Source organism: Maribacter sp. C-4077 (assembly GCF_055378385.1).
The window spans coordinates 1,713,305-1,737,364 of record NZ_AP038807.1; the positions used below are offsets into that span (position 1 = coordinate 1,713,305).

18 protein-coding genes and 1 pseudogene are annotated in these 24,060 nt (G+C 41.8%); 9 read left to right on the forward strand and 10 right to left on the reverse strand.

The features are described from left to right. The first annotated feature begins 22 nt into the window (after positions 1-22). Both ACZ41C_RS07375 and ACZ41C_RS07380 read left to right on the forward strand, forming a co-directional pair. Positions 23-625: a DUF4254 domain-containing protein gene (locus tag ACZ41C_RS07375; protein ID WP_464565245.1), complete on the forward strand. Its 603-nt coding sequence runs from the start codon at positions 23-25 to the stop codon at positions 623-625. Then, positions 612-1,661, forward strand: coding sequence for a glycosyltransferase family 9 protein (locus ACZ41C_RS07380; protein WP_464565247.1), 1,050 nt, complete (start codon positions 612-614; stop codon positions 1,659-1,661). Before ACZ41C_RS07375 ends, ACZ41C_RS07380 begins: the two co-directional genes overlap by 14 nt. On the opposite strand, the gene ACZ41C_RS07385 is transcribed toward ACZ41C_RS07380, so the two are convergent. The 8 genes and pseudogenes from ACZ41C_RS07385 to ACZ41C_RS07420 form a co-directional block, all read right to left on the reverse strand. Continuing rightward, positions 1,658-2,275, reverse strand: coding sequence for a TetR/AcrR family transcriptional regulator (locus ACZ41C_RS07385; RefSeq protein WP_154917699.1), 618 nt, complete (start codon positions 2,273-2,275; stop codon positions 1,658-1,660). The two genes, ACZ41C_RS07380 and ACZ41C_RS07385, sit on opposite strands and share 4 nt — an antisense overlap. 273 nt (positions 2,276-2,548) lie before the next feature. Beyond that, a complete protein-coding gene (arsS, locus tag ACZ41C_RS07390; RefSeq protein ID WP_154917698.1) occupies positions 2,549-3,604 on the reverse strand; it encodes an arsenosugar biosynthesis radical SAM (seleno)protein ArsS in 1,056 nt (351 codons plus the stop codon). 123 nt (positions 3,605-3,727) lie between these two features. Further along, a complete protein-coding gene (locus tag ACZ41C_RS07395; protein ID WP_094999161.1) occupies positions 3,728-4,063 on the reverse strand; it encodes an arsenosugar biosynthesis-associated peroxidase-like protein in 336 nt (111 codons plus the stop codon). 267 nt (positions 4,064-4,330) lie between these two features. Next, positions 4,331-4,936, reverse strand: a pseudogene (locus tag ACZ41C_RS07400) (metallophosphoesterase family protein); the annotation flags it as partial. Then, positions 4,921-6,261 carry a sodium:solute symporter family transporter gene (locus ACZ41C_RS07405; protein WP_464565250.1) on the reverse strand — a complete coding sequence of 447 codons (1,341 nt, stop codon included), beginning with the start codon at positions 6,259-6,261 and terminating at the stop codon, positions 4,921-4,923. The gene ACZ41C_RS07405 and the pseudogene ACZ41C_RS07400, both read right to left, overlap by 16 nt. A 6-nt stretch (positions 6,262-6,267) precedes the next feature. After that, the gene (locus tag ACZ41C_RS07410) at positions 6,268-7,842 is read right to left on the reverse strand and encodes a SusD/RagB family nutrient-binding outer membrane lipoprotein (protein WP_464565252.1); all 1,575 of its coding nucleotides are present in this window, start codon (positions 7,840-7,842) and stop codon (positions 6,268-6,270) included. A 4-nt stretch (positions 7,843-7,846) separates the two neighbouring features. Then, the gene (locus ACZ41C_RS07415) at positions 7,847-11,050 is read right to left on the reverse strand and encodes a SusC/RagA family TonB-linked outer membrane protein (protein ID WP_464565254.1); all 3,204 of its coding nucleotides are present in this window, start codon (positions 11,048-11,050) and stop codon (positions 7,847-7,849) included. Between the two features lie 59 nt (positions 11,051-11,109). Further along, entirely contained in the window at positions 11,110-11,811 is a 702-nt protein-coding gene (locus ACZ41C_RS07420; protein ID WP_464565256.1) for a TIGR04282 family arsenosugar biosynthesis glycosyltransferase, read from the reverse strand. Between the two features lie 353 nt (positions 11,812-12,164). Here ACZ41C_RS07420 and ACZ41C_RS07425 point away from each other — a divergent pair, with 353 nt between their 5' ends. Then, positions 12,165-13,679 (forward strand): Do family serine endopeptidase, encoded by a 1,515-nt coding sequence (locus ACZ41C_RS07425; RefSeq protein WP_464565258.1) that lies wholly within the window; start codon positions 12,165-12,167, stop codon positions 13,677-13,679. A 71-nt stretch (positions 13,680-13,750) separates the two neighbouring features. Next, positions 13,751-14,524, forward strand: coding sequence for a patatin-like phospholipase family protein (locus ACZ41C_RS07430; RefSeq protein ID WP_464565260.1), 774 nt, complete (start codon positions 13,751-13,753; stop codon positions 14,522-14,524). A gap of 5 nt (positions 14,525-14,529) precedes the next feature. Here ACZ41C_RS07430 and ACZ41C_RS07435 read toward each other — a convergent pair whose 3' ends face one another. After that, the gene (locus ACZ41C_RS07435) at positions 14,530-16,371 is read right to left on the reverse strand and encodes an SLC13 family permease (protein WP_464565262.1); all 1,842 of its coding nucleotides are present in this window, start codon (positions 16,369-16,371) and stop codon (positions 14,530-14,532) included. 312 nt (positions 16,372-16,683) lie between these two features. Beyond that, complete coding sequence (locus ACZ41C_RS07440; protein WP_464565264.1) at positions 16,684-17,733, reverse strand: 2Fe-2S iron-sulfur cluster-binding protein; 1,050 nt, start codon at positions 17,731-17,733, stop codon at positions 16,684-16,686. Positions 17,734-17,878: 145 nt separating this feature from the next. On the opposite strand from ACZ41C_RS07440, the gene ACZ41C_RS07445 reads away from it, so the two are divergent. From ACZ41C_RS07445 to porW, 5 genes are all read left to right on the forward strand, one after another. After that, positions 17,879-18,217, forward strand: coding sequence for a PadR family transcriptional regulator (locus ACZ41C_RS07445; protein ID WP_464565266.1), 339 nt, complete (start codon positions 17,879-17,881; stop codon positions 18,215-18,217). A gap of 10 nt (positions 18,218-18,227) precedes the next feature. Further along, the gene (locus ACZ41C_RS07450) at positions 18,228-18,920 is read left to right on the forward strand and encodes a hypothetical protein (protein ID WP_464565268.1); all 693 of its coding nucleotides are present in this window, start codon (positions 18,228-18,230) and stop codon (positions 18,918-18,920) included. 60 nt (positions 18,921-18,980) lie between these two features. Continuing rightward, positions 18,981-20,450 carry a DUF5687 family protein gene (locus ACZ41C_RS07455; RefSeq protein ID WP_138256606.1) on the forward strand — a complete coding sequence of 490 codons (1,470 nt, stop codon included), beginning with the start codon at positions 18,981-18,983 and terminating at the stop codon, positions 20,448-20,450. A gap of 62 nt (positions 20,451-20,512) precedes the next feature. After that, the gene (locus ACZ41C_RS07460) at positions 20,513-21,208 is read left to right on the forward strand and encodes an ABC transporter ATP-binding protein (RefSeq protein WP_464565270.1); all 696 of its coding nucleotides are present in this window, start codon (positions 20,513-20,515) and stop codon (positions 21,206-21,208) included. A gap of 295 nt (positions 21,209-21,503) precedes the next feature. Continuing rightward, positions 21,504-24,059, forward strand: coding sequence for a type IX secretion system periplasmic lipoprotein PorW/SprE (porW, locus tag ACZ41C_RS07465; RefSeq protein ID WP_464565729.1), 2,556 nt, complete (start codon positions 21,504-21,506; stop codon positions 24,057-24,059). Position 24,060 lies beyond the last annotated feature (1 nt).

Genomic DNA, 24,060 nt, shown 5'->3' on the forward strand with positions numbered 1-24,060 from the left:
TATCTTTGTCAAAAATTCAATTATGTTCAGTGACTTTGCCATAAAGGTATTCGAGGAAAGTATTGAGAAGTATCATGAAAAGGACGATGTGTATCAGGTCTTTGAAAACCCCTATCCAAAAAACGATATAGCACATTTGCTATACCGAAAGAATTGGATCGATACCGTACAATGGCATTATGAGGATATCATCCGTGACCCACAAATAGAACCGCTCCAAGCTTTGGATCTAAAGCGAAAAATCGATGCCAGCAATCAGGACAGAACGGACCTTGTTGAATACATTGACAGTTATTTCCTAGATAAATACCGCTCGGTAGAAATTAAGCAAAACGCCACGATCAATACAGAAAGTCCGGCGTGGGCCGTGGACAGGCTCTCCATTCTCGCCTTGAAAATTTACCACATGCAGGAGGAGGTGAACAGGAAGGATGCATCCCAGGAACATCTAAAAAAGTGTCAGGAGAAATTGGACATTCTTTTGGAGCAGCGCAGAGATCTTTCCACGGCCATAGACCAGTTATTGAAAGATATAGAGGAAGGCAACAAATACATGAAAGTGTACAAGCAGATGAAGATGTACAATGATGAGGAACTAAATCCCATCCTACGTGGCCAAAAGTAAGATACGTCATATGCTGGTGATCAGGCTATCAGCCATGGGTGATGTAGCCATGACGGTTCCTGTACTTCTTGCTTTGACCGAAAAATACCCCGATGTAAAAATCACCTTCCTTACCAAACCATTTTTTGCGCCCATTGTTTCTGAAATTCCCAATATAAAAGTTTTCATTGCCGATGTGAAAGGAGCACACAAAGGAGTTTTAAGACTCTGGAAACTTTTTAAACAATTAAAAAGTTTGGATGTGGATGCCGTGGCAGATATACACAATGTCCTGCGGAGTAATGTACTAAAAGTCTTTTTTAGGTTTTCTGGAAAACCATTTGAGCAGCTGGATAAGGGTAGAAAGGAGAAAAGGGAATTGACATCGGGAAAAAACAAGGAATTAAAGCCCCTAAAACCGATGTATCAACGCTATCAATCGGTTTTTGAGAGTCTCGGCTTTCACTTCCCCGTAAACAAAGACCATGTACTAAAGAGCCGAAACATTACCGCTGAATTTGCCTGTGATGTTTTTTCCGATGCAAAAAAGGTAATCGGTATAGCACCCTTTGCCGCATTCCCGGGTAAAATCTATCCGCTCGATTTTATGGAGACCTTAATAGCCGATTTAAGTGCCATTGAGGATGTAAAAATTGTCCTTTTTGGAGGCGGTCAAAACGAAGGGACAATTTTGGAGGGTTGGGAAGGAAAATTTGCCAATTGTATTTCCGCCGCAGGAAAAATATCATTTAAAGAAGAGCTGGAACTCATCAGTAACTTGGATGTAATGATTTCCATGGACAGCGGTAACGGACATCTGGCTGCCATGTATGGGGTTCCCGTTATTACACTTTGGGGTGTAACACACCCTGTCGCAGGTTTTGTGCCCTTTGGCCAACCGGAAGAAAATCAAATCACTTCAGATAGAAAAAAATATCCGTTGATACCTACCTCCGTGTATGGAAATAAAATCCCGCCAGGCTACGAACTGGTAATGGAAACACTAGCACCTGAACAAATAGTTACGAGAGCCCTACAAATACTTGAAAAGGTCTAAACCGCTACCTTCTTAGGCTCCAATGTTTTTAAATACATTTTCAATTGACTCATAAAACGGTATTTTCTGGCACTAGGTGCTGCGCCTACCATTAATGTTCTTATACCAAAATAAGAACTCATCAAATACGTAGCTGCGGCTTCACAATCCACATGCCGGTCAATATGACCGTTGAACTTTCCTTTTTGAAGGGTAGAAACCAAATTTACCTCCCAAATTGATAGGATTTCGTTTAAATGCTTCATAATTACCTCGTTCCTACCGCGAAACTCCGTAAGGAAGTTATTGAGGACGCAGCCAAAGTCCATCTCATTGTGAACGGCCGTTTCAAGAGCTTCTTCAAAACATGAATTGATGGATTGCAGTGGGTTGCTAAAACCTTCTATGGGCTCTATAAGGCAACTATATACTTTTCTAGAAAGTAAATTCTGTATGATTTGAACAAAAAAGTCCTCTTTGGATTCAAAATGATAATAAAAGGCCCCTTTGGAAAGCGAGAGTTTATTTAAGATGTCGTCAACACTGGTAGCATAATATCCATTTGCATAAAAAAGTTCTAATCCAGCAGTTTGCATTCGGTGCATGGTAGCCATGCGTTTTAATGTTTTGTCCATGATTTCAAGATTTGGGTTCATCCGACCGTTTGGTCTGTACAAAGAACCGACCGATACTTGGAGAAATTCGATTCTTTGGATATGATGAAGAAAAAAATCGGCGAAAGTTCAAAATCCCGATGAATTACTACTTTTCTGAAAATGAAAACCGACCACTTGGTCGGTTTATGTGAACACTTTTAAGGATTAATAACGTGTGCCATGATATAGTTCATGTCTGATACCACCAAAGTAGAATAAAAATTCCCCTCCTTTGGAGGGGTTAGGGGAGGCTTAAGCCACAGTTCCCTGACAGCTACTACCGGCACCGGCCGTACAGCCATAACAGTGTTGGGAAATGATGATGTTTCTATCGTTAAGAATATCCTCATTATAGTCCTTAATGTGTTTGATTTTACTGGCTACCTTTAAATCCAACATTTGGTTAAAATCGCAGTCATACAACCAACCGTCCCAACTTACGGAAATGGTGTTCCTACACATAACATTGGTCACCGCAACGGGATTGTAAGCCTCCACAAGGGCGTACATATAATCCTCATAGTTTTCCGAAGCAATCAAATAATCCAAAAATCGGGCGATAGGAAGATTGGTGATAGCAAATAGATTATGGAACTGAATACCAAAGTCCTCTTTCAGCGCCTTCTTAAAATCTTTTTCCATGGCGGCCTGGTCCCCTGGCAGGTAGGCCCCGGATGGATTATAGACCAAGTCCAAGCGCAAGTCACTATCTGGCATCCCATAGCCTCGTTCGTTCAACTCCTGAAGCGCTTTTATCGATTTATCAAAAACACCGTCCCCGCGTTGTTTATCCGTTTTTCCGCGGGTCCAGTGCGGCATGGAGGAAATGACGTGTACATTGTGCTTTTTAAAGAAATCGGGCAGGTCATGATATTTTTTGTTGGCCCTAATAATCGTCAAATTGGAACGTACAATAAAATCCTTGATTCCTGCTTTTGCGGCCTCCTCTACAAACCACCTGAAATCAGGATTCATTTCAGGCGCGCCACCTGTTAAATCCAACGTATGTGCCCCCGTATTTTTAATCACTTCCAAACATTGTTGCATGGTCTCGCGTGTCATGATTTCCTTGCGGTCCGGACCTGCATCCACATGGCAGTGCTCACAGACCTGGTTACACATATATCCAACATTGATCTGCAGTATTTCCAATTTCTTGGGGCGTAGAGGAAACTGACCAATTTGATCGATTTTATCCTTAAAATAGGGGAGTTCCCCATCGGCAAAAATACCTCCGTTAAGGATTTCCAGTTGGCGATTGTTCTGCGCCAGTTCGTTTCCTGTAGCTTTTAATGATTTTGTAGCCATTTCTTTAGAAATTAGTATTTAGTATCAAGTATTCAGGATTGTCCACATAATAATGCTCAATCCCAAATAAGTATTTTTTAGTAGGTTTTGTATCAATACTTCCCCCCTTGGTGGACAGGGGGATTACATCGACAACTTGTTGTATTTGTTCATCATTTGCACTCCATGCACCAAGGTAGCACCACTTTCTATAGCTGCTCCAACATGTACGGCTTCCATCATCTCTTCTTTGGTAATTCCTTTTTGAAGGCCATCCTTGGTATAGGCATCTATACAATAGGGACATTTTACGACATGGGAAACGGCCAAGGCTATCAGGGATTTTTCCCTGGCGCTCAAGGCCCCTTCTTCAAATACCTTTCCATAGTAATCAAAGAACTTGGTTCCTAGTTCTTCGCTCCATTCGGTTATTTTACCAAACTTTCTTAAATCTTTTGGGTCATAATACGAGTCTGCCATTTTATGCTGTGTTTTGGATTGAATGTTTTGTTTATTTAAATCGATAGTAAATGAAATGGGAATTCCTTGTCCCATTTTCTCTATTTCCGGAAGAATTTCCATATTATCCCATATTCCGGATGCTAAGGTGTCCGCATATTCCTCTGGCAAATGGTTTTGATACATAAGCCGCTGAGCGGTCTGGAAATCATATTCAAAGGATTCATGGGAGAAAGACATAGTACCATCAATATCCTCCATAAGAACATACCAAACCCTTGGGGTGCCATCATTCGCGGGCATCCCTATAACCCCGGGATTAATCCATAATTTTCCTTTTATGCTTTGATAAAAAGGAAGCCCACAATGTCCTGCAATTATCACTTGACTGTTGGTGGCTTGAAAACACCTTTCCTTACTTTCCTGTGCGTTGGATTTAAATATGAATTCTGAAACATCGCCATAATTGCCGTGGACTACCGTTACTTTTTTACCCGCATATTCAAAGCTAATATTTTCGGGTATCGTGCCGATCCATTTCAGGGATTCTTCGGACAACTTCATTTTTGTATATGGAAACCACATTTTGGAAAAACTGTCACAGCGTCCACCTGCCTTAAAATCGCAACCGCAGTCCTCACTGTCGTTGGCCAGCTGTAGTTCTACATTACCGGCAATACTCAAAGCCCCCCAATTTTTGAAGGCTTGTACCGTTTCTTCGGGTTGGGCACAGTATCCCGTAATGTCACCCGTACATATACAGTTCTGTGGGGGTATACCTTCTTTTTTGGCTATTGAAATTAGCTTTTCCAAGGCTTGTAGGTTGCTATAAACGCCGCCAAACAGCAGTAGTTTACCTTCCTTATTTCCTATGTCCCTTATTTTTTGATCCATGAGGGTATAAAATATAAAAATGTACAACAAAGAATGCCCCAGACGTTGATCCAAAGCAAATCGGCATAGTTCCCTTCCGTTAAAATTAATTGCTCAGGAAAGCGTTGAAAAACAAGCAATAAACCAAAAAGCAATCCGCAGATAATGCTCAGGTGAAAACTAATTTTAGGGGCCTTTCCTTTCCAAAAGATAAATACGGGCGTCAATCCTATGACCATGGTGCCGCTTATGGTGGTAGCCGATAAAATTTCGGCATCCAAAAAAACGGGTATCGTACCCAAAAAGGCGATAAAAACCATTGACCACCTTCCTATACTAAGCGTTTTCCCGAGTTTTAGGTCTACAGCAATCAGTTTTGAGAAGGAAGAAAAGGTAGAATCCAATGTAGAAGCCGCTGAAGTGATCATGATGAAATTGATGACCAACAAGGTAATTATCCCAAAGGCTTTGCCCACTTCAACAGCGGCCTGTCCAACTAGGCCTTCGGACTGCGCATATATCCCAATAAAACTAAAAAGGACTATGCATAGGGCGCCAAGAAAACTGGCTCCTAGAAAACTTCTTAAAGTCACCTTAGGCTCGCTAATGAACCCCCTGTCCGTTAGAACAGGATCGTGAAAGGGATAACTAAAGGATTGAATTATCGCGGCAAACAATAGGTTTAGTCCCGTTTCAAAGGACCATATACCTGAACTGACTGTGTCCTTTACCGTAAAATCGGTCTTAGGTCCGTATATGGTAAGAAGTATTATCCCTAGTAATAGGGTGAACAAGGCCATTTGTACGACATCGGTAAAAATGGAACTGCTCATGCCACCCTTGATAACATAGGCCAATGTTAGCAAGGTAAAAATCAGGATACTCCAGTAATACGGACTCGACCCAGCTTCCCCAAAATAGGACCCAATGACCATGGTATTGCTCCAAACTTCATTGAACAATCGAATGGCAATCAACATAGAAAACAGGGAAACCGCTCTTTTTCCAAACTTGGAGGTCAAGAAATGATGGATACTGGTATATTTTGCTTTTACCCTCATTTGGTATATAATGAAACCCGCAACGGCAAAGGACACATAGTAACCCGCATAGGCAATCCCACCAACGATACCAAATTCCAAACCTAGGTTAGCGGCATTGGTTATGCTTTTGGCAAAAATCCATGAGATGATCAAACTGCCCATAAGGACAAAGGTATTGGGCGTGCCCCTTTTTTGAAACGCATTAAAAAACTGATTGGTATCTTTTGCGTATGGGGAAAGAAGAAACAGTACCAAACTAGATACTAGAATCAATCCCCACTGCCAAAATACTAGGTCGCTCATTTTAGATTATTCTTGGTCCCACCACACATTTACATTGATACTATTGCCATCCGTGTTGTTGGCGGCTGTGGTATAATTTTGGTTGTTCAACGCTTCTTCCTCCGCCGGGTAGGGCATTCTTACGGGAATTAGGTCATCGTTTAAACTGGCCGATATCGTTTTGAGTTGGGGAAAACCGGTTCTTCTATATTCGATCCAACCTTCATAGCCATTGATCATATTGGCGATCCATTTTTGGGTGATGATATTCTCCAAGGGGTCGCCATTTTCCATTGCCCCGGTTCCTGAAAGATAATCGCTTGGCAAGTCCACCTGCCAATAGTCGAATGCTTGGGACACACCAATTTCATACAAGTTCTGGGCATCGGCAGAAATTAAACCCTTTTGTGCCGCTTCCGCCAATAGGAAATACGTTTCCATGCTGGTCATAAAATTGGCATCCAATAAGCCTGTATTTTCCCGGAATATGGTTCCGGCCAAAGAGTAATCGGCCAACGTGACCGTAGTGGAGGAAGCATCGATACCGTTCAATAGGCCATTATATCCATTACCCGTTTCACTACTGGCAAAGGGTCTGAACAACCTTGATATACGGGGATCTTCCAAATTGATAAGGATTTCCTCCATGGTTTCAGACATGACAAAATTGTTGAAGTCGCCAATTCGCAACCTTGCCAATCTAAAATTGTTGGGTTCCCCATCGGTAAAACTAAAAATGGCATTTTGGCTATTTTCGCTGATGAAATTTCCTTCGGAAAACAGGGTTTGTAATTCGTTTGAAACATCCATTTTTGAGGAGACGCGCATGAGGTATTTAATCTTTAGTGAATTGGCAAAACGCACCCAGCTATCCAAGTCTCCGCTGAACAGGATATCACCCTCCAGAGCAATATTTCCATCATACGCCTGGATAGCCGCTATTCCCTTGGTTAGATTATCGAAAATTCCATTTTCAGCCATATAAATATCCTGCTGTGCATCGTAGACGGGCGTGACGGTACCTTGATTTCCCTTAAAAGCTTCTGAATAGGGAACATCCCCAAAAAGATCTGTCAAGGCAGCGGCCATGTAGGCCTTCATGATACGAGCCGGTCCTTCGTAAACCCTAAGGGAGGGATTTTCAAGGGAGTGGTTTAAAACCAGTTCATTATCCCTTAGGTTTTGATAGAATATGGGCCATGGATTACCCCCTAGTTGGGGCGATTTTAAGTTATGCCTATCAAAAAGGTTAAAATCCAAAGCGGTAGTATACTGCCCTAAAAGATTGCCCGCCGTAAAGCCTTCGTAGGACATTTGCTCCCCGTAATCATAAATTACCTGCCTCAACAATAAACTGGGCTGTACATTTACGGGTGCATTTGGATTTGTATTGATATCCTCAAAATCTTGGGTACAGGAGGTGGTAAATACAAGTGCTAATACACCTATCAAGCTCAAGAAAAAACCCCGACTGTTCCTTTTTTTGTCAACTTTGCTTGAATTAAAAGGAAGGGAAATAGCCTTATTACTTGTCCAAACGTCGAAAAGTATGACATGGAGGCCAAATAAGTTGTTAACTAGTATGTTAAATATAATTTTCATTTTTTTAAAAATTAAATCCTGCTTTTATTCCAATACTTCTTGAAGTGGCATAGGACATATCCTCTACACCACTAATAAATCCCTGTCCTTGTACGGCGAATTGCTCGGGGTCGAAGTGCGGATTCTCGGTTAGGGCAAAAAGGTTTCTTCCGATTAAGGATAGGTTTAGGGTTGCGTTTTGGTTAAAAAGGGAAAGGTCGGTAAATGTATAGCCCAAAGAAAACTGCCGTAGTTTTAGAAAAGAGGCATCATAGGTATTATTTTCCTCGTGGTTTCGGTCGTAAAATTGGCGATAATAACTCTCAGCCGAAACCGCTACCGTATTAGCTTCATAGACAGGGTTTTCAGACGTTCCAATATTTACGACCCCTTGGGGCACGATTCCTTCTTCTGGCCGAAAGGCGGTCTCTACCAATTGACCTCCCACATTTCCCAGGGCCCTGGTTCTCGATACGATGATACCACCCTGGCGCCAGTCGAATAGAAAGCCAAGGTTCCAATTTTTGTATTGGAACTGGTTATTAAACCCTAGCATGAAATCCGGATTATAGTTTCCCAGTTTTTGAAGTTCATTATCAGGGATGTAACGTCCTTCATCCGTAAGAATAAAATCTCCGTTTTCATTTTTTAAATAACCGGTACCATAAAGGTCCCCAATGCGTCCCCCTTCTTCAACCTGTAAAAATACCGTTTGGTTTTGACTGTCATAGATTCTTGAGTAGGCCAATGTCAAACGCCCTTCATCTTGGGGCAAGTCCTCTACAATGGCGCGGTTGGTGCTGAAATTCAAACTGCTGTTCCACTTGAAATTATTGGATAGGACGGGTGAAATACCCCCGATAATTTCCACCCCAGTGGACCGAACACTTCCCGCATTTACAACCTGTTGTGTATATCCAGAGGATATGCCAATAGGCAAGGAAAGAATTTGGTCTTCGGTTAAGGCATTGTAGTAAGATATATCCATACTTAGCCGATCACCAAAAAATCGAATATCGGCACCAACCTCCCAAGAAGAGGTACGTTCCGGTTGTAGATTGGGATTGGCAATTGTATTTTGATCGCTAAAGGTAGGTTGACCATTGAAAGGCGTCTGGGCAACGAAGGCCCCAGTCGTTTGATAGGGGTTTGTGTCATTACCTACTTGGGCCCAACTGGCCCTCAATTTTGCAAAGGATACTAAATTGGGCAGTTGCACTACTTCAGAAATAATAAAACTGGAAGATACGGAAGGATAGAAAAACGAGGTGTTGTCTACCGAAAATGGAGTGGCCAAGGCACTGGACCAGTCGTTTCTTCCGGTGAAGTCCAAAAAGAGGAAATCCCTATACCCCAACTTCATCAAGCCATAAAAACTGTTAATTCGCTTGTTCGATTCAAATTCAAAGACTTCTACTGGGGAGGCCGCGTTCGATAGCCTAAAAATTCCCGGTTGCGCCAAACTAGTGGTCTGTGATTGAGAAGTAAAGGCCTTTTGGTCCAACCGGTTTCCACCTACACTAACATCAAGGCTTACATCTTTAAAACGATTGGTATAATTTAAAAGAAAATCAGTGTTTATCTCCCTAAACAACACATCGTGTTCTGCATACCCACCATTTTGAAATCGGTTAGAGCTAAAGGCACGTCGTAACTGTCTTAGTTCGCTTGAATAATCCATGCCCGAACGAATCGAAGCGGTCAAATGCTCCGTGATATCATAACTTGCCGAAATATTCCCGAACACTCGGTCTCTATTGAAAGAGTTTCTATTTTCGGACATGGTAAAAAATGGATTATCAAAATAGGTATAGTTGAAAGAGTATTGCTGAACGTCTTCTAATCCGGGTTGCCAATAATTTCGTAAGCTATCCATGTTCAGGGATCTTGGCCCCCAACCTACCAAGGAATAATTTACGTTTTCGGAACCGTAACCATTAGATGGTCGGTTATCACTTTTAGAATTCACATAATTGATGGTCGAGTTAACCCTTATTTTATCCGTAGGTCTAAATGTCAAACGCGTATTTATTGTCTGCCTATCCAGGTTTACCCCAGGAATAATCGATTCACTACGTAAATCGGTAAAGGAAAGTCGGTAGCTACCTTTTTGAAAGGTTGAACCAACCGCTATGTTATTGATAAAGGTAGTTCCCGTTCTGTAAAAATCCTTAAGGTTATCTGGATGTGAAACAAATGGGGTGGGCGTAATAGGCAGACCACTATAAAGTGCAGTGTCGCCACCTCGCACCACGGTTCCATCGGGCAAAGTAACTGGGCTATCAAATTGGGGAATAAGGTTGCCTACGTCCAAACGAGGCCCCCAACTATAGGATATTAAATCATTGGTGCCACCTCCAAGTCCATCTACAAAGGCAAATTGTCCCGCATTGCCCTGTCCATACTCATTTTGAAAATCGGGCAATTGAAAGGCTGTATCCACGAAAAAGCTGGTATTATAGCTAATACCAAGACCTGTACTGTTTCTACCTCTTTTGGTTTCTATGACAATGACCCCATTGGAAGCCCGGGTGCCATATAATGCAGCTGCACTCGGACCCTTCAGCACGGATACTTCTGCAATATCGTCTGGATTGACTTCCATGGCACCATTTCCAAAATCGATTTCCTGAAAGCCCGCAGCCGCTTCGTTGGTAAAGTTAAAAACCGAGTTATTGTTAATGGGTACTCCGTCTACGATGAAAAGTGGGTTGTTATTGGAGAAGGAAGCTTCTCCCCGTATGGTAATTTTTGAGGTGGAACCTACTCCTGTAGGTCCTTGGCTAATGGTAACTCCTGCCAATTTACCTGTAAGGTTATCCAAAAAATTGACCGATTTAACTTCGGTAACGCCCTTAGCGTCCAAACTTTGGACCACATAACCCAATTCCTTGGTCTCTCTTTTTAATCCAAGTGCCGTTAGGACCACTTCGTCCAATTGTTCGGAGGATTCCAATAAGGCAATATCAATCACCAAGGCACCATCTATGGGAACTATTTGCGTTTCATATCCAATAGCTGAAAATTCCAGGATGGCATTTTCGTTCAATTTGGAAAGTTCGTAGAAACCTTTTTCATTTGTCGTAGTTCCTTTGTTGGTACCAGATATCAGGACATTCACATAAGGAATGGGTACTCCTGACACATCAGATACAGTGCCCGATACGCTCTCCTGGGCAAAATTTATGGTGGTCATGAAAAATAGCACGACCCACAATACATACTTCATGTTTTTTTGGTGGTGTTAGTTTAACTTTTCACAAAGGTTTTAGACCTTTCGTGTACATATTATTGGATATGCACTAACACTGGGGACCCCTTGTTATATGGGTTTTGGAGTAAGACGGATACATAAAAATCTTCCGCTAAAAGTAAAAATTGTTGTTTGACCGAAAGACAAAGGGCAAAAAGTTTTTGTATCGAAACGGAGATTGACCTGATGTAGTTGACCAAGGAAAGAACATCCTTAACGGTATCGATGTCCCTAAAGGTCGGTAATTGAAATATGTGACAAGAGGTTTCCTGTAGGGTGTCCAAAAGCGACTTTAGCAGGTTGCATTCTTGCCACGGCATACTCTGGAACTTCTCCTTGTTAAAATCCGCCTTATGGATGCCCATTAAATAGAAACCGCCGTCCAAGGAAGGACCAATTACGGTCTTGCCATCGGCCAAGGCCTTGGCTGCGGTCGTAATGTGTGCCGTTTGTAGATGGGGAGTGTCGTTTCCTACCGTAATTACCTTGTCAAACCCTTTGTCAAAGACATTTTGAACCGCGTTGGAAAATCGTTCCCCAAATGAAAAGCCATTTTGATGTTTTTCCGATATATGGAAGTAGGTCAATTTTGATTGCTTGACTTTCTGGATAACCGTATTGGTCAAGGAGTCGAACAGTACCTCGCCCCTTTGAAGGGGTTTGTATCGCATTTCTTCCTGGGAAGAGTTGGCAAAAATAAGAACGGCGGTACTGCGCATTAAGGATTCGGTTATCATTCTTTTTTAAACATACGACAAAAAAATCCAAGGGTTTTGTTTTGTCTAACATTTTACTGCAAATTAAATCAAGTCAAAATGTCAGATACCGACCCTTTAGACGGTAATAACCAATTTACAACTCAATTTGGATTAGATGGCAGCCTTTAAACTTTAATAAAGAGTCGACGAAAAGTACGTTCCTTTCAATTTTTTTGATGCTTTTTCCTAAAATCAGACTAAACAGTCTAAAAAAGAACTTAAAAGGCATTCAAATTTTAAAAAATTTTTAGCAATCACAGGGTTTTAAATGGCACAGGAATTGAACATATAGGGACGTACTAAAAAATAATATAATTATAATCAGAAATAATATGGATACAAACAAATCAAACAAAGGCAGTTTAAAAGTATACCTCTTTTCTGCCGCTATCGCCTTGGCAGTAAGCCTAGGTGTTATAGGAATCAACAAGTTAAATGACAAAGAGGAAATTAAGGGTGTGACTACGGTAGAAACGGTACAAGGGAAGCATGTGCTCTATACCGCGGACGAGGAAGGAAACATTAAACCGTTGGATTTTACGGATACTTCCAAAAAAGTATTGGATGCGGTAGTGCACATCAAATCCACCCAATCGTCTCCTAATTATGGAAATCAAGGCAGGGAACTTCCAGATCCCTTTAAGGAATTTTTCGGCGATATGTTCAAAGGACAAAGTCCGGAAGGGATGCGCTCCCAACCTAGAATCGGGACCGGATCTGGAGTTATCATAAACGATCAGGGCTATATCATTACGAACAACCATGTAATCGATAATGCCGATGAGGTTGAGGTTACCCTTTATAATAATGAATCCTATAAGGCAACGGTTATTGGAACCGACCCAACTACAGATTTGGCCTTGTTACAGATCGATGCCGATAATTTGAGTACCATGTCTTTGGTAAATTCCGACGATGTTGAGGTTGGTGAATGGGTTTTGGCCGTTGGTAACCCAATGGGTCTTAATTCTACCGTAACTGCCGGTATCGTTAGTGCCAAGGCAAGAAGTATCAATATCAATCAAGACAAGTTTGCCGTAGAAAGTTTTATCCAGACCGATGCTGCCATCAACCCTGGAAACAGTGGTGGGGCCTTGGTAAATCTAGATGGTAATCTTGTTGGGATAAATACGGCAATCGCCAGTAGAACCGGAACCTATACCGGATATGGTTTTGCGGTACCTAGCAATATTGTCACAAAAGTAGTGGAGGACCTTTTGAAATATGGAGCGGTTCAACGAGGTATGTTGGGCGTGACCATAAGGACTATGGATAGCAACCTGGCCAAGGAAAAGAAGGTAGACTTCACTAAAGGGGTATGGATTGAGCAGGTTGGTGAGAACAGTGCCGCGGATAAGGCCGGAATCGAGTCAGGTGACATTATTCTTGAAGTGAACGGGGAGGAAACTACTACATCCCCCAGATTGCAGGAAATCATTGCCAGTAAAAGACCAGGAGATGAAGTAAATCTACTTGTCAATAGAGATGGTACCGAAAAGGAATTCAAAGTAATCCTTGAAAATGTCAACGGAACAACCAAGCTTGTGAAAAAGGAGAAAAAGGAAATATTGAACCTCCTTGGAGCCGATTTTGAAAACTTGGATAAGGATTTGGCCGAGAAACTCGACTTGGATGGCGGTGTACAGGTGAACAAGCTGTATCCAGGAAAAATCAAGAAGGAAACCCAAATGCGGGAAGGTTTTATAATAACCCATATAGATGGCAAACGTGTTCGCAATGTTGAAGATGTAGCCGAAATTTTGGAAAACAAAAAAGGCGGGGTAATGATTGAAGGCGTCTATGAAGATGGAAGTAAATATTATTATGCCTTTGGATTGGATTCATAAACTAGTGGTATTTGGTTAACTTTAATGCCGTATGGAGTAAATTACTTTATACGGCATTTTTTTGAAAGTATATGGAATCCCTTTCAACAAAGAAAATTGGTTTGGTGCTCTCAGGCGGCGGGGTACGGGGAATGGCCCATATTGGGGTCATTAAGGCCATGCAGGAGTTTGGTCTGGAGGCCCAATTGGTAGCGGGAAGTAGTGTAGGGGCCCTAGTAGGCGCCCTATATGCCAATGGAACCCCTATTATGGACATGTTGCGTTTCTTTAAGGAAACTCCGCTGTTCAAATATAACTTTATTTCTATAGGTAAACCGGGCCTATTGGATACCGATAGGTATGAAACCGTTTTTAAGACCTATTTTCCGCACAATACCTTTGAAGGGCTGAAAAAGGAGTTGCACGTAGTGGCCACCAACCTGGAAAAAGGAGAGGAACTTTTTATTAGTCAAGGGGAACTGATCAAGCCTTTATTGGCTTCGGCGGCCTTGCCACCCGTTTTTAGTCCGGTGTCCTATAATGGAAGTTTGTATGCAGATGGAGGCATTATGAACAATTTTCCCTTGGAACCGGTTCGGGATAAGGTAGATTTTGTCATAGGTAGCAATGTATCCATCGTAGCGGAGCTGAATAAGAAGAATCTCACCAATTCCTTGCAATTGACGGGTAGGGTCACCGGATTGATGATCTATGCCATCAATCGGGAGAAAATAAAAAAATGCGACCTGGTAATCGAACCGAAATCCTTGGAACATATAGGTATTCTGGACCGTAAAGGAATCGAAAAGGCCTATGCCATTGGATATGAAAGTGCTTGCAAACAATTGGAAACCCTTGGTTCTTAAATCACTTACAGCATAGCACTCAAGAGCAAGGTGCCCAGGACAAGTAGCACCAAGGAAATGACCCCTCCCAGAATTAGAAAGTGCTTAAACTTATAAATTCCCATGCTATAGATCAAGGCGTTGGTTTGATACCCTAAAGGCGTAAAAAAGCTAAAATTAGCTGCAAACATCACACAAAGAATAAAGGGTTTTACATCCAGTTCCAGTCCCTTGGCCAAGGAAATGGCAATGGGGGCCATGATAATGGCCGTGGCATTGTTGGAGACTACGCCGCTCAACAACATGGTTGTCAAAAACAACATTCCTATAATTATCATTGGCTTTTGTCCTTCCATTAAGTTCAGGAGGCCTTCGGTCAACCATGCATCCGCCCCGGAGTTGGTCATTGCAATTCCCAAGGGAATCATACCCGCCAACAGAAAGATGATCTGCCAATTTATTTTTTCATAGATTTTGTTCAATTCAATGCATTTGAATAGTAGCATGGCGATGGTGCCGGCTATAACACTGGTCATGATTTCGAATACGCCGGTTGCAGCTAGAATTATGGTAATTATTAATATAAAGAGCGAGAGATTCCGTTTAAGGGGTGTGGAAGGCATACCTCCATCAAACTGATTTAAGACTGCAAGATTATTGCTGTTTTCAAAATTTTGGATGTAGGATGTATCGGTTTGAATCAATAATCGGTCACCAACCTTGAGCTTTGTGATTGTCTTGTTACTAAGATGCAGCCGATTTTTAAGATTCGTAAGCGATTTTCTTTTGTTAACGGCGATGGGGATGGCTCTTGGAAAGATCATTTTTTTAAGTGATTCAAGTGTATTCCCCAAAAATCGTGAGCCCGGTAGCAGTAGCAATTCCAGCAAGACGGTATTGGAGACTTTCTCTTCAGGATCTTGTTTTTGATTATCGACCTTTTCTATGGACGTCCCTTTTGAGAAGCTACTCGTTAGGTTTTCATCGACTTCCAGGTCAAAATAGCCTTCGCCCCGCATCTTTTGGAGGTTCTCCAAACTGCAATGCAACAAAATTACATCCCCTTCCTGAATCTCAAATTTGGGATTGGAAAGGTTCATTTCATAATTGTTCCTGGATACCCGAAGCACCGTAATTTCTGGCTCTTTGAACATAAAGGATTCTTTTAATGGAATGCCGATAAGCGCTGAATCCGTATCCACTTTTAGGGTGAGCAGGTATTTGTTTAGATTAAACTTTTGGGAAAGTCCATCTTTTTCCCCTTCGGGTAGAAAGGAATAAAAAAGGACGATAATGCCGATCGATGTGCCCAAAAAAATGAGGCCCATCTTGGAAAATTCAAAAAACCCCAAGGTTTCGCCCGTATAGCGCATAAAGATGTTGTTGACGATTAGGTTTGTGGAAGTCCCCATTAGCGTACAGCTTCCACCAAGAATACTTGCGAAGGAAATAGGCAAAAGCAATTTGCCCGGCATAAACCCGTACTTGTCCTTTAGTTCGGCGACTATTTTAATGAAAACGATGACCACGGCCGTCGAGCTTATAAAGGCCGATACGCCGCCAGATAATATCATGATGACTATCAACACCAGCAAGGCCGGCCAGTTTTTTAAAACTTTTAGTCCTTTGGCAAACCAAGAAATGACCCCATTCTCCTCTAGACCTATGGCCAATATCATAAGACAAAGAATGGTGATTACCGCTTTGTTGGAAAATCCGCTGACCGCCTCCTCCGGACTCACCAAACCTGATAACAAAAGCGCCCCGATGATAAAAAAGGAGATTTTATCCATGGGAAAAACCTCAAGGGCAAAGAGAATGATCAACGCTCCTATAATTACAAATACCGTAATGATTTCCCAAGTCATATTTAAAGGTAGAAACTGACTAAAGGTAACGCAAGGGATGGGGCAAATTAGCCCAAATCCTATTATTGGTAATGCAATCGGTATAAAATTGGAAACAGAAAACAGATTCTTGAAACCAAATTTGGGAATTTGTTCGCACCTTCTATTGAAAAGTATGGTGCTTGAAGGTAGCTAAACTTACAATTTGAAAAATTGAAAATTGGTTCAGGTCCCCTGAAGAAGGAGGTATCCATATATTATAGAACGAACCAATCAATGCCAAAATAGCATTTTATGTTGTAATTCGCTTACGCCAGGAGAGCTTAAGGGCGCTTACACATCATCATAATCTACCTTAAGTGTAGGTGTGGTAGGATGCGCTTGGCACGTAAGCACTAAGCCCTCGGCGATTTCACTGTCCGTTAGGATTTGGTTTACGGCCATTTCCGCTTTTCCTTCCGTGATACGTGCGATACAGCTGCTACAGACCCCACCCTGGCAAGAGTACGGGGCATCGATATTTTCCTTAAGAACGGCATCCAACACGGTCGTTTTTTTATCCATTGTAAGTTGAAACTCCTCATCGTCCAAGGTAATCGTCAACGAGGTTTGCCCATCGGGAAGAGTGGGTAGTTCATCCTTTATTTCAGTGGCGGTAAATAATTCAAAATGTATTTTCTCATTTGGGACGTCATTGTCCAACAAGGTATCCTTTACGTTCTCGATCATTTCATGGGGTCCACAGAGATAGTATCCGTCAAACTCCGTATTGGCATGCTTGTTTTTAAGGGCATAGTTAACGGTCGATGTATCTATACGACCGAAAAGGGCCTTGTCCTCCCGGGTCTGACTGTTGATGAAATAGACAAAAAACCTATTGGTATAATCGAGTTCTAGCTTCACCAAATCCGTGTAAAACATGGTTTCCTCGTAGGATTTATTACCATATACCAATACAAAAGTATTTTTTGGATTTCCATCCAATACGGATTTGGCAATGCTCATGATAGGGGTAATACCACTACCCGCGGCAAAGGCCGCCACATTTTGAGGATTTCCGGAAGGTTTATAGGAAAACCTACCTTCGGGCGGCATGACTTCCAAGGTGTCGCCTACCTTTAATTTCGTATTGGCATAATGTGAAAAACCGCCATTATCCACCTTTTTTATACCGATGGTAATATGGTCTTTCTTGGGGGAAGAACTGATGGAGTAGGCCCTACGCAGTTCCTTGCCCTTAATTTCTTTTTTTATGGTGATGTACTGCCCGGCCGTAAACAAAAAGGTCTGCACCAAATCCTTTGGGATCTCAAAGGTGACGGCCACGGAATTAGGGGTTAGTTTTTTAATGTTTTTAACGGTCAATGCGTAAAAATCTGCCATAATTATCCAATCTAGAAATAGAATGCAAAATTAAGGAAAGAAGGAGGGAAATGAAATGGGAAAGGTAAAAAAGAATACCTAAAAATCTTATGCATAAGAAATTTATGTATATTAGTCAATGAAAAATTGAATCGTACTGGAGAAAATGGGGAATTCGAAATTATATAAAGGTAGTCTGAACACCATAATCTTAAAATTGTTGGATGAGGAAGGTAAGATGTATGGCTATGAAATTACCCAAAAGGTCAAGGAGCTTTCCAAGGGGGAATTGAACATTACAGAAGGTGCCTTATATCCGGCGTTACACAAATTGGAAGCAGAAGGCTTGTTGGATGTGGAAGTTGCCAGGGTGGATAACAGACTGCGTAAATACTATAAACTTACAGAACAAGGGGAAAAGGAAACTGTTAATAGGTTGGCCGAATTGGAGGATTTTATACGAAGTATGCAGCAACTGGTTAATCCGAAATGGAGTATTCAATAAAATGAGCCTTATGAAACTCACCCAAAACCAAATTGAAGAGCTATTTAAATTTACTAGAGCCCATTATGTGGAATACTATGATTTACAACTGGAATTGGTAGATCATTTGGCCACCGGTATTGAAAAGCAATGGGAAGAGAAACCCGGTCTTACTTTTGAAGAAGCTAAAAACCTTGAGTTCAAAAAATTTGGTGTTTTCGGTTTTGAGGATGTAATTGCCCAACGCAGAAAAGCCATGTCCAAAAGGTACCGAGGCATTATCTGGCGTCATTTTAAGGAGTGGTGGTCCCTCCCTAGGATAATAGCGACCCTGACCTTTGTTATAGGCATATTTGCTATGCTGAAAATGCTTCCTCCAGGTGAACTAAAAAAAGGCATAGTTTCGGGGATATTTATAGGCTTTTCCCTTGTTATGCTATATAGAACGTTTCAATTGAAGAAGCGTATGGAGGGAACTTGGCGTAAATGGGTGCTCCAAGAGATAATATATCAACAAGGTGTGCTTTCGAGTTTATTCTTAATCCCAATGAATTTTTGGAACCTCAAATGGGTACATGGTCTTATGGATAATCTGTATTTTCAATTGGCATTATCTTTATTAATTGTAAGTATGTGGCTTTTGCTTAAAATTTGCGGATATGTCATTCCATCAAAAGCAGATGATATATTGGCAGAAACCTATCCGGAATATAAAATCTCCTAGTTTTTGTAACATTTTCCATTTTTGGTTTACTTATGGACCGAACAACAACATCCAACCCTTATGTTTAAACGATTTGCTTCCCTACAATGGAAATCCTTTTTTAGGTCGGCCAATTTTGGCAAAAGCCTTGCCGTAAAGATTCTCATGGGCTTTTTCGCAGTCTACATGCTTGTTGTATTGGCAGCTTCTGGTGCTGGGATGTATTTTATACTCAGAAAAGCCGTACCGGACCAAAGTCCTATGTGGACCTTGAGTCAGTATCTGATTTACTGGGTGCTGATTGAACTGTTTTTGCGGTATTTCATGCAGAAACTTCCCGTGATGGACATTAAGCCCTTTTTGACCACACCCGTTAAAAAGAGCTCCATAGCGCACTATATTTTAGGTCGTTCTGCGGCCTCCATGTACAATTTATTGTCGCTTTTCTTCTTTGTGCCATTTTGCATTGTTCTTCTATTTCAAGGATATTCTGGAATCAATGTATTCCTTTGGCTGATAGCCATTATGGCGATTGTGTTGAGCATCAATTACCTAAACCTTCTTATAAACAAAAGTGATAAAGCACTAGCTGTTATAGGAGGTATCATTGTAATATCTTATGCCTTGGATTATTTTGGGATTTTCTCTGTGAAGGAGGTGTTTGGCCCTATATTTCATGGGTTGTACGCGTATCCTATAACAGTTTTGGTTCCGTTGGTCTTAGCGGTTTTCATCTATTACATCAACTATAAGTTTCTCCATGATAAGATATACTTGGACTCCACTTTAAAACCTAAAAAGGTACAGGCCAATACCAGTGATTTGGCCTGGACAAAGCGTTTTGGGGATTTGGGAACCTTTCTTCAACTGGATTTAAAAATGATTTGGCGGAACAAACGAACAAAATCCCAGGTTTGGATATCCCTTTTGTTTGTGTTTTATGGCCTCATATTCTATACCCAGGAAATTTATGCCAACATGATGCCCATGAAAGCCTTTTTGGGCGTTTTTATGACCGGTATTTTCCTGAGTAATTTCGGACAGTTTATCCCAGCTTGGGACAGTAGTTATTACAGCATGATGATGTCCCAAAATATACCGTTGCGAAAGTACTTGGAGTCGAAGGCATTGTTGATTTCGGTCAGTGTGATTTTTATGTTCTTGCTTACCATACCCTATGCTTATTTTGGGTGGGAGGCCTTGGCCATCAACTTTGGATGCGCGCTATACAATTTAGGCGTAAATATCCCTGTCATTTTATTTTTTGGATCGTTCAATAAAAAAAGAATCGAATTGGATCAGAGTCCGTTTGGGAACATGCAAGGGACGAGCGCCAATCAGTTTTTGATTATGGTTCCCGTGCTTATTGTTCCAATACTCATATTCAGTCTTTTCTATTACCTCTTTTCGGTGACAGTGGGTGTCACAGTGCTGTGCGTCCTCGGACTCATCGGTTTGGTCCTTAAAAATACCCTTATGGATAAGGTCACAGTACAGTACCGAAAAAAGAAATATGGCATGATTGCCGGATTTAAGGAGAAAAATAGTTAGTCTTTTAGACGCTGGACGCTGGATGTGAAACCTGAAACTTGAAACTTGAAACCAAAAAACCCATGATAACAGTACAAAATTTAAGCAAGAAATACGGCACTCAGACCGTTTTGAACATAGAAAATCTCGAAATCCCAACAGGACAAAGCTTTGGATTGGTTGGAAACAATGGTGCGGGTAAAACCACCTTTTTCAGCTTGTTGTTGGATTTGATACAACCTACTACAGGACATATTGAGAACAATGGGATACAGGTAAACGTAAGTGAAGATTGGAAACCTATCACTTCCTCTTTTATCGATGAGACTTTTTTGATAGGGTATTTGATGCCGGAAGAGTATTTCTACTTTATCGGGGATTTACGCGGACAGAACAAGGCCGATGTCGATGCATTGTTGGCACAGTTCGAGGATTTTTTCCATGGAGAAATCTTGGGGCAAAAGAAGTACCTACGGGACCTTTCCAAGGGTAACCAAAAAAAAGCGGGTATTGTAGCTTCTTTTATTGGAAATCCGCAAGTGGTTATCTTGGACGAGCCTTTTGCCAATCTCGACCCTACCACGCAAATCCGTTTGAAGGGCATCATCAAGGACTTGGCCGCCAAGGAGGACGTTACGGTCTTGGTGTCCAGCCATGATTTGATCCATGTGACCGAAGTCTGCGAGCGTATTGTGGTATTGAACAAGGGCCAAGTGGTCAAGGACATCAAAACCTCTACAGAAACCTTAAGGGAATTGGAGGCGTTTTTTGCGGGATAATCTAAACCTGACAGGTCTAAAGAGTAAAACCGACGCTTCAGTCGGTTTTTTGTTTTTATCGAGTCCCTATTCTTGAAACGGATTCCGATATTGTTCCAAATAGCATCGGCAAAAGACCTTTTTTCCTTTTAAAATCGGTATAAAATTCTAAGAAACAAACTGGATAGTCGGTAAATCATCGGCCCCTGAAATAAATATCGGCCCATAATCTCCAAAACAAAGTGGCCATTTGTCGATGAAGCGTATAATAATATGGATGTTTTTCAGTTATGCATACATACGTAGACCGTCTATTTTGAACTACAGAAACAAACTTTTTTTATCGCTTATTCTAGGAACCGTACTCTTCAATGCCTGTTCCACGAAAAAGGACGCCTTTATAAATCGCAATTGGCACGCCTTGAATACCAAGTACAATACTCTGTACAACGGCAATATCGCTTTTGAAGAGGGTAGGGCCACGTTGAACGATTCCTACAAGGACGATTATTGGGAAATACTGCCCATAGAGCGTTTGGAGGTATCGGGAGAGGTTAAATTGGATTCGGAGGATAACAACCCAAACTTTATTATTGCCGAGGAAAAGGCGACCAAGGCCATCCAGAAGCATAGCATGGACATCAAGGACGAGGAACGCAATCCGCAGACCGATGAGGCATTTTTGTTGTTGGGCAAGGCCCGCTATTTTGATGAACGTTACATCCCGGCATTGGAATCCTTTAATTATATCCTCAACAAATACACGGAAAGCAATAAGCTGAACGAAGCCAGTATTTGGAGGGAAAAGGTAAATATCAGGCTCGAAAATGAGGAGCTGGCCATCAAGAACCTAAAGCGGTTGATGAAGTTTGAGACCCTAAAGGACCAGGAATATGCGGATGCCCGGGCCATGCTCGCACAGGCCTACATCAACCTGAACGCGCCGGATACGGCCATTCAACAATTAAAGGTGGCCTCCTATTACACCAAAAAGAATCCGGAGAAAGGCCGATATTATTATATCATTGGGCAATTGTACAATCAGTTGGGCTATAAGGACAGTGCTAATTATGCCTTTGATAAGGTGATCGACCTCAATAGAAAATCGCCCAGGGTGTATATGATCAATGCCGAAATCCAAAAAATAAGGAATACGGCCATCACTTCCGAAAATCAGGAGGAAATGCTGGAGTACCTGACGGAGTTGGAGGAGAACAGGGAAAATAGGCCTTTCTTGGACAATATTTATAGGCAAATAGCCGAATTCCATTTGGGACAAGGCTCCGATAGTCTGGCGTTGGCCTATTTCAACAAATCGCTCCGGGCTACGCAGAACGAGCCTAAACTGAACGCCCTCAATTATGAGAATTTGGCGGAATACAATTTCGACGAAAATCAGTATAAAAATGCCGGGGCCTATTACGATAGTGTGCTTGTGAATTTGGATGAAAACACCAAAAAGTACCGCACCATCAAAAAGAAATTGGACAACCTAGAGGACGTTATCAAATATGAGGATATCGTTCAGTACACGGATAGTGTCATAACCATCTACGAAATGCCCATAGACGACCGAATCGCCTATTTTGAAAAGCATATTGCCGATTTACAAGCGGCCAAGGAAGCGGCACAGAAAAAGGAAAGGGACAAGCTGACCGATGGTTTTGCGACCTTCGCCAAATCTAAGGGAGGCAAGGAGAACCAAGGTAAATTTTACTTTTACAATATTACCAGTCTGGGATACGGCCAGAACGATTTTAAGAACCGATGGGGCAATAGGGAACTGGCCGATGACTGGCGTTGGTCCAACAAGGCGGTTTCCAATATATCCGAAGCTACGGGAGAGGCCATAGCGGCAAATAACGACCCTGATGCTGCCGTTACAGAGGATGAAAAGTTCTCGTTGGACTTTTATATGGATAGGGTTCCCAAGGAGGAAACGGTAATAGATAGCCTTAAAACGGAACGAAATTTTGCCAATTATCAGTTAGGGCTTATTTATAAGGAAAAGTTCAATGAAAACCTGTTGGCTGCAGAAAAGCTTGAAAATGTGCTGGCGTCCAATCCGGAAGAGCGTTTGATACTTCCCTCCAAATACAATTTGTATAAAATCTACGAGGCTGAGAACAGTCCGTTGATGGCTTCCATGAAGGCGGATATCATTGCAAACCATGCCGGTTCCCGTTATGCGGAGATATTATTGAACCCACAGGCAGAGCTTGCCGATGATAGTGACAGTCCGGAAAACAGGTACCAACTTTTGTTCAAAAAATTTCAGGACCAACAGTTTTTACAGGTCATTACCGGTTCGGAGGAGAATATAAATCGGTTTACTGGAGACCCCATCGTGCCAAAGTTCGAAATGTTGAAGGCCAATGCCATTGGTAGGTTGCAGGGATTTGAAGAATTTAAGGAAGCCCTCAACTATGTGGCGCTTACCTATCCAAACAGCCCCGAAGGCAAAAAGGCGGAACAGATGGTGGCGGAGCAACTTCCCAAACTGGAACCCACGGAATTTTCGCCTGAAACGGGCTCCACGGGAACATCGAACTGGAAAGTGGTCTTTCCGTTCAAGAGGAGCAATAATGACAAGGCGTTGAAATTGATGGAGCTCTTGGAAAAGTCCATTGTAGATTTAAAATACAAGAACATCGTATCCAAGGACATATACAATCTGGAAGACCAATTTGTGGTGGTCCACGGTTTCAAATCCAAGGACTTTGCATTGGGCTATTCGGAACTTTTAAAAAACAATAAGGATTACCGGGTGGCTGATGAGAATTTCGTAATTTTATCGGACAACTATAAAATAATCCAAGTACATAAGAATTTAGAGGCATACAGAAATACACTTTTAACCCCAAAACCTTGAA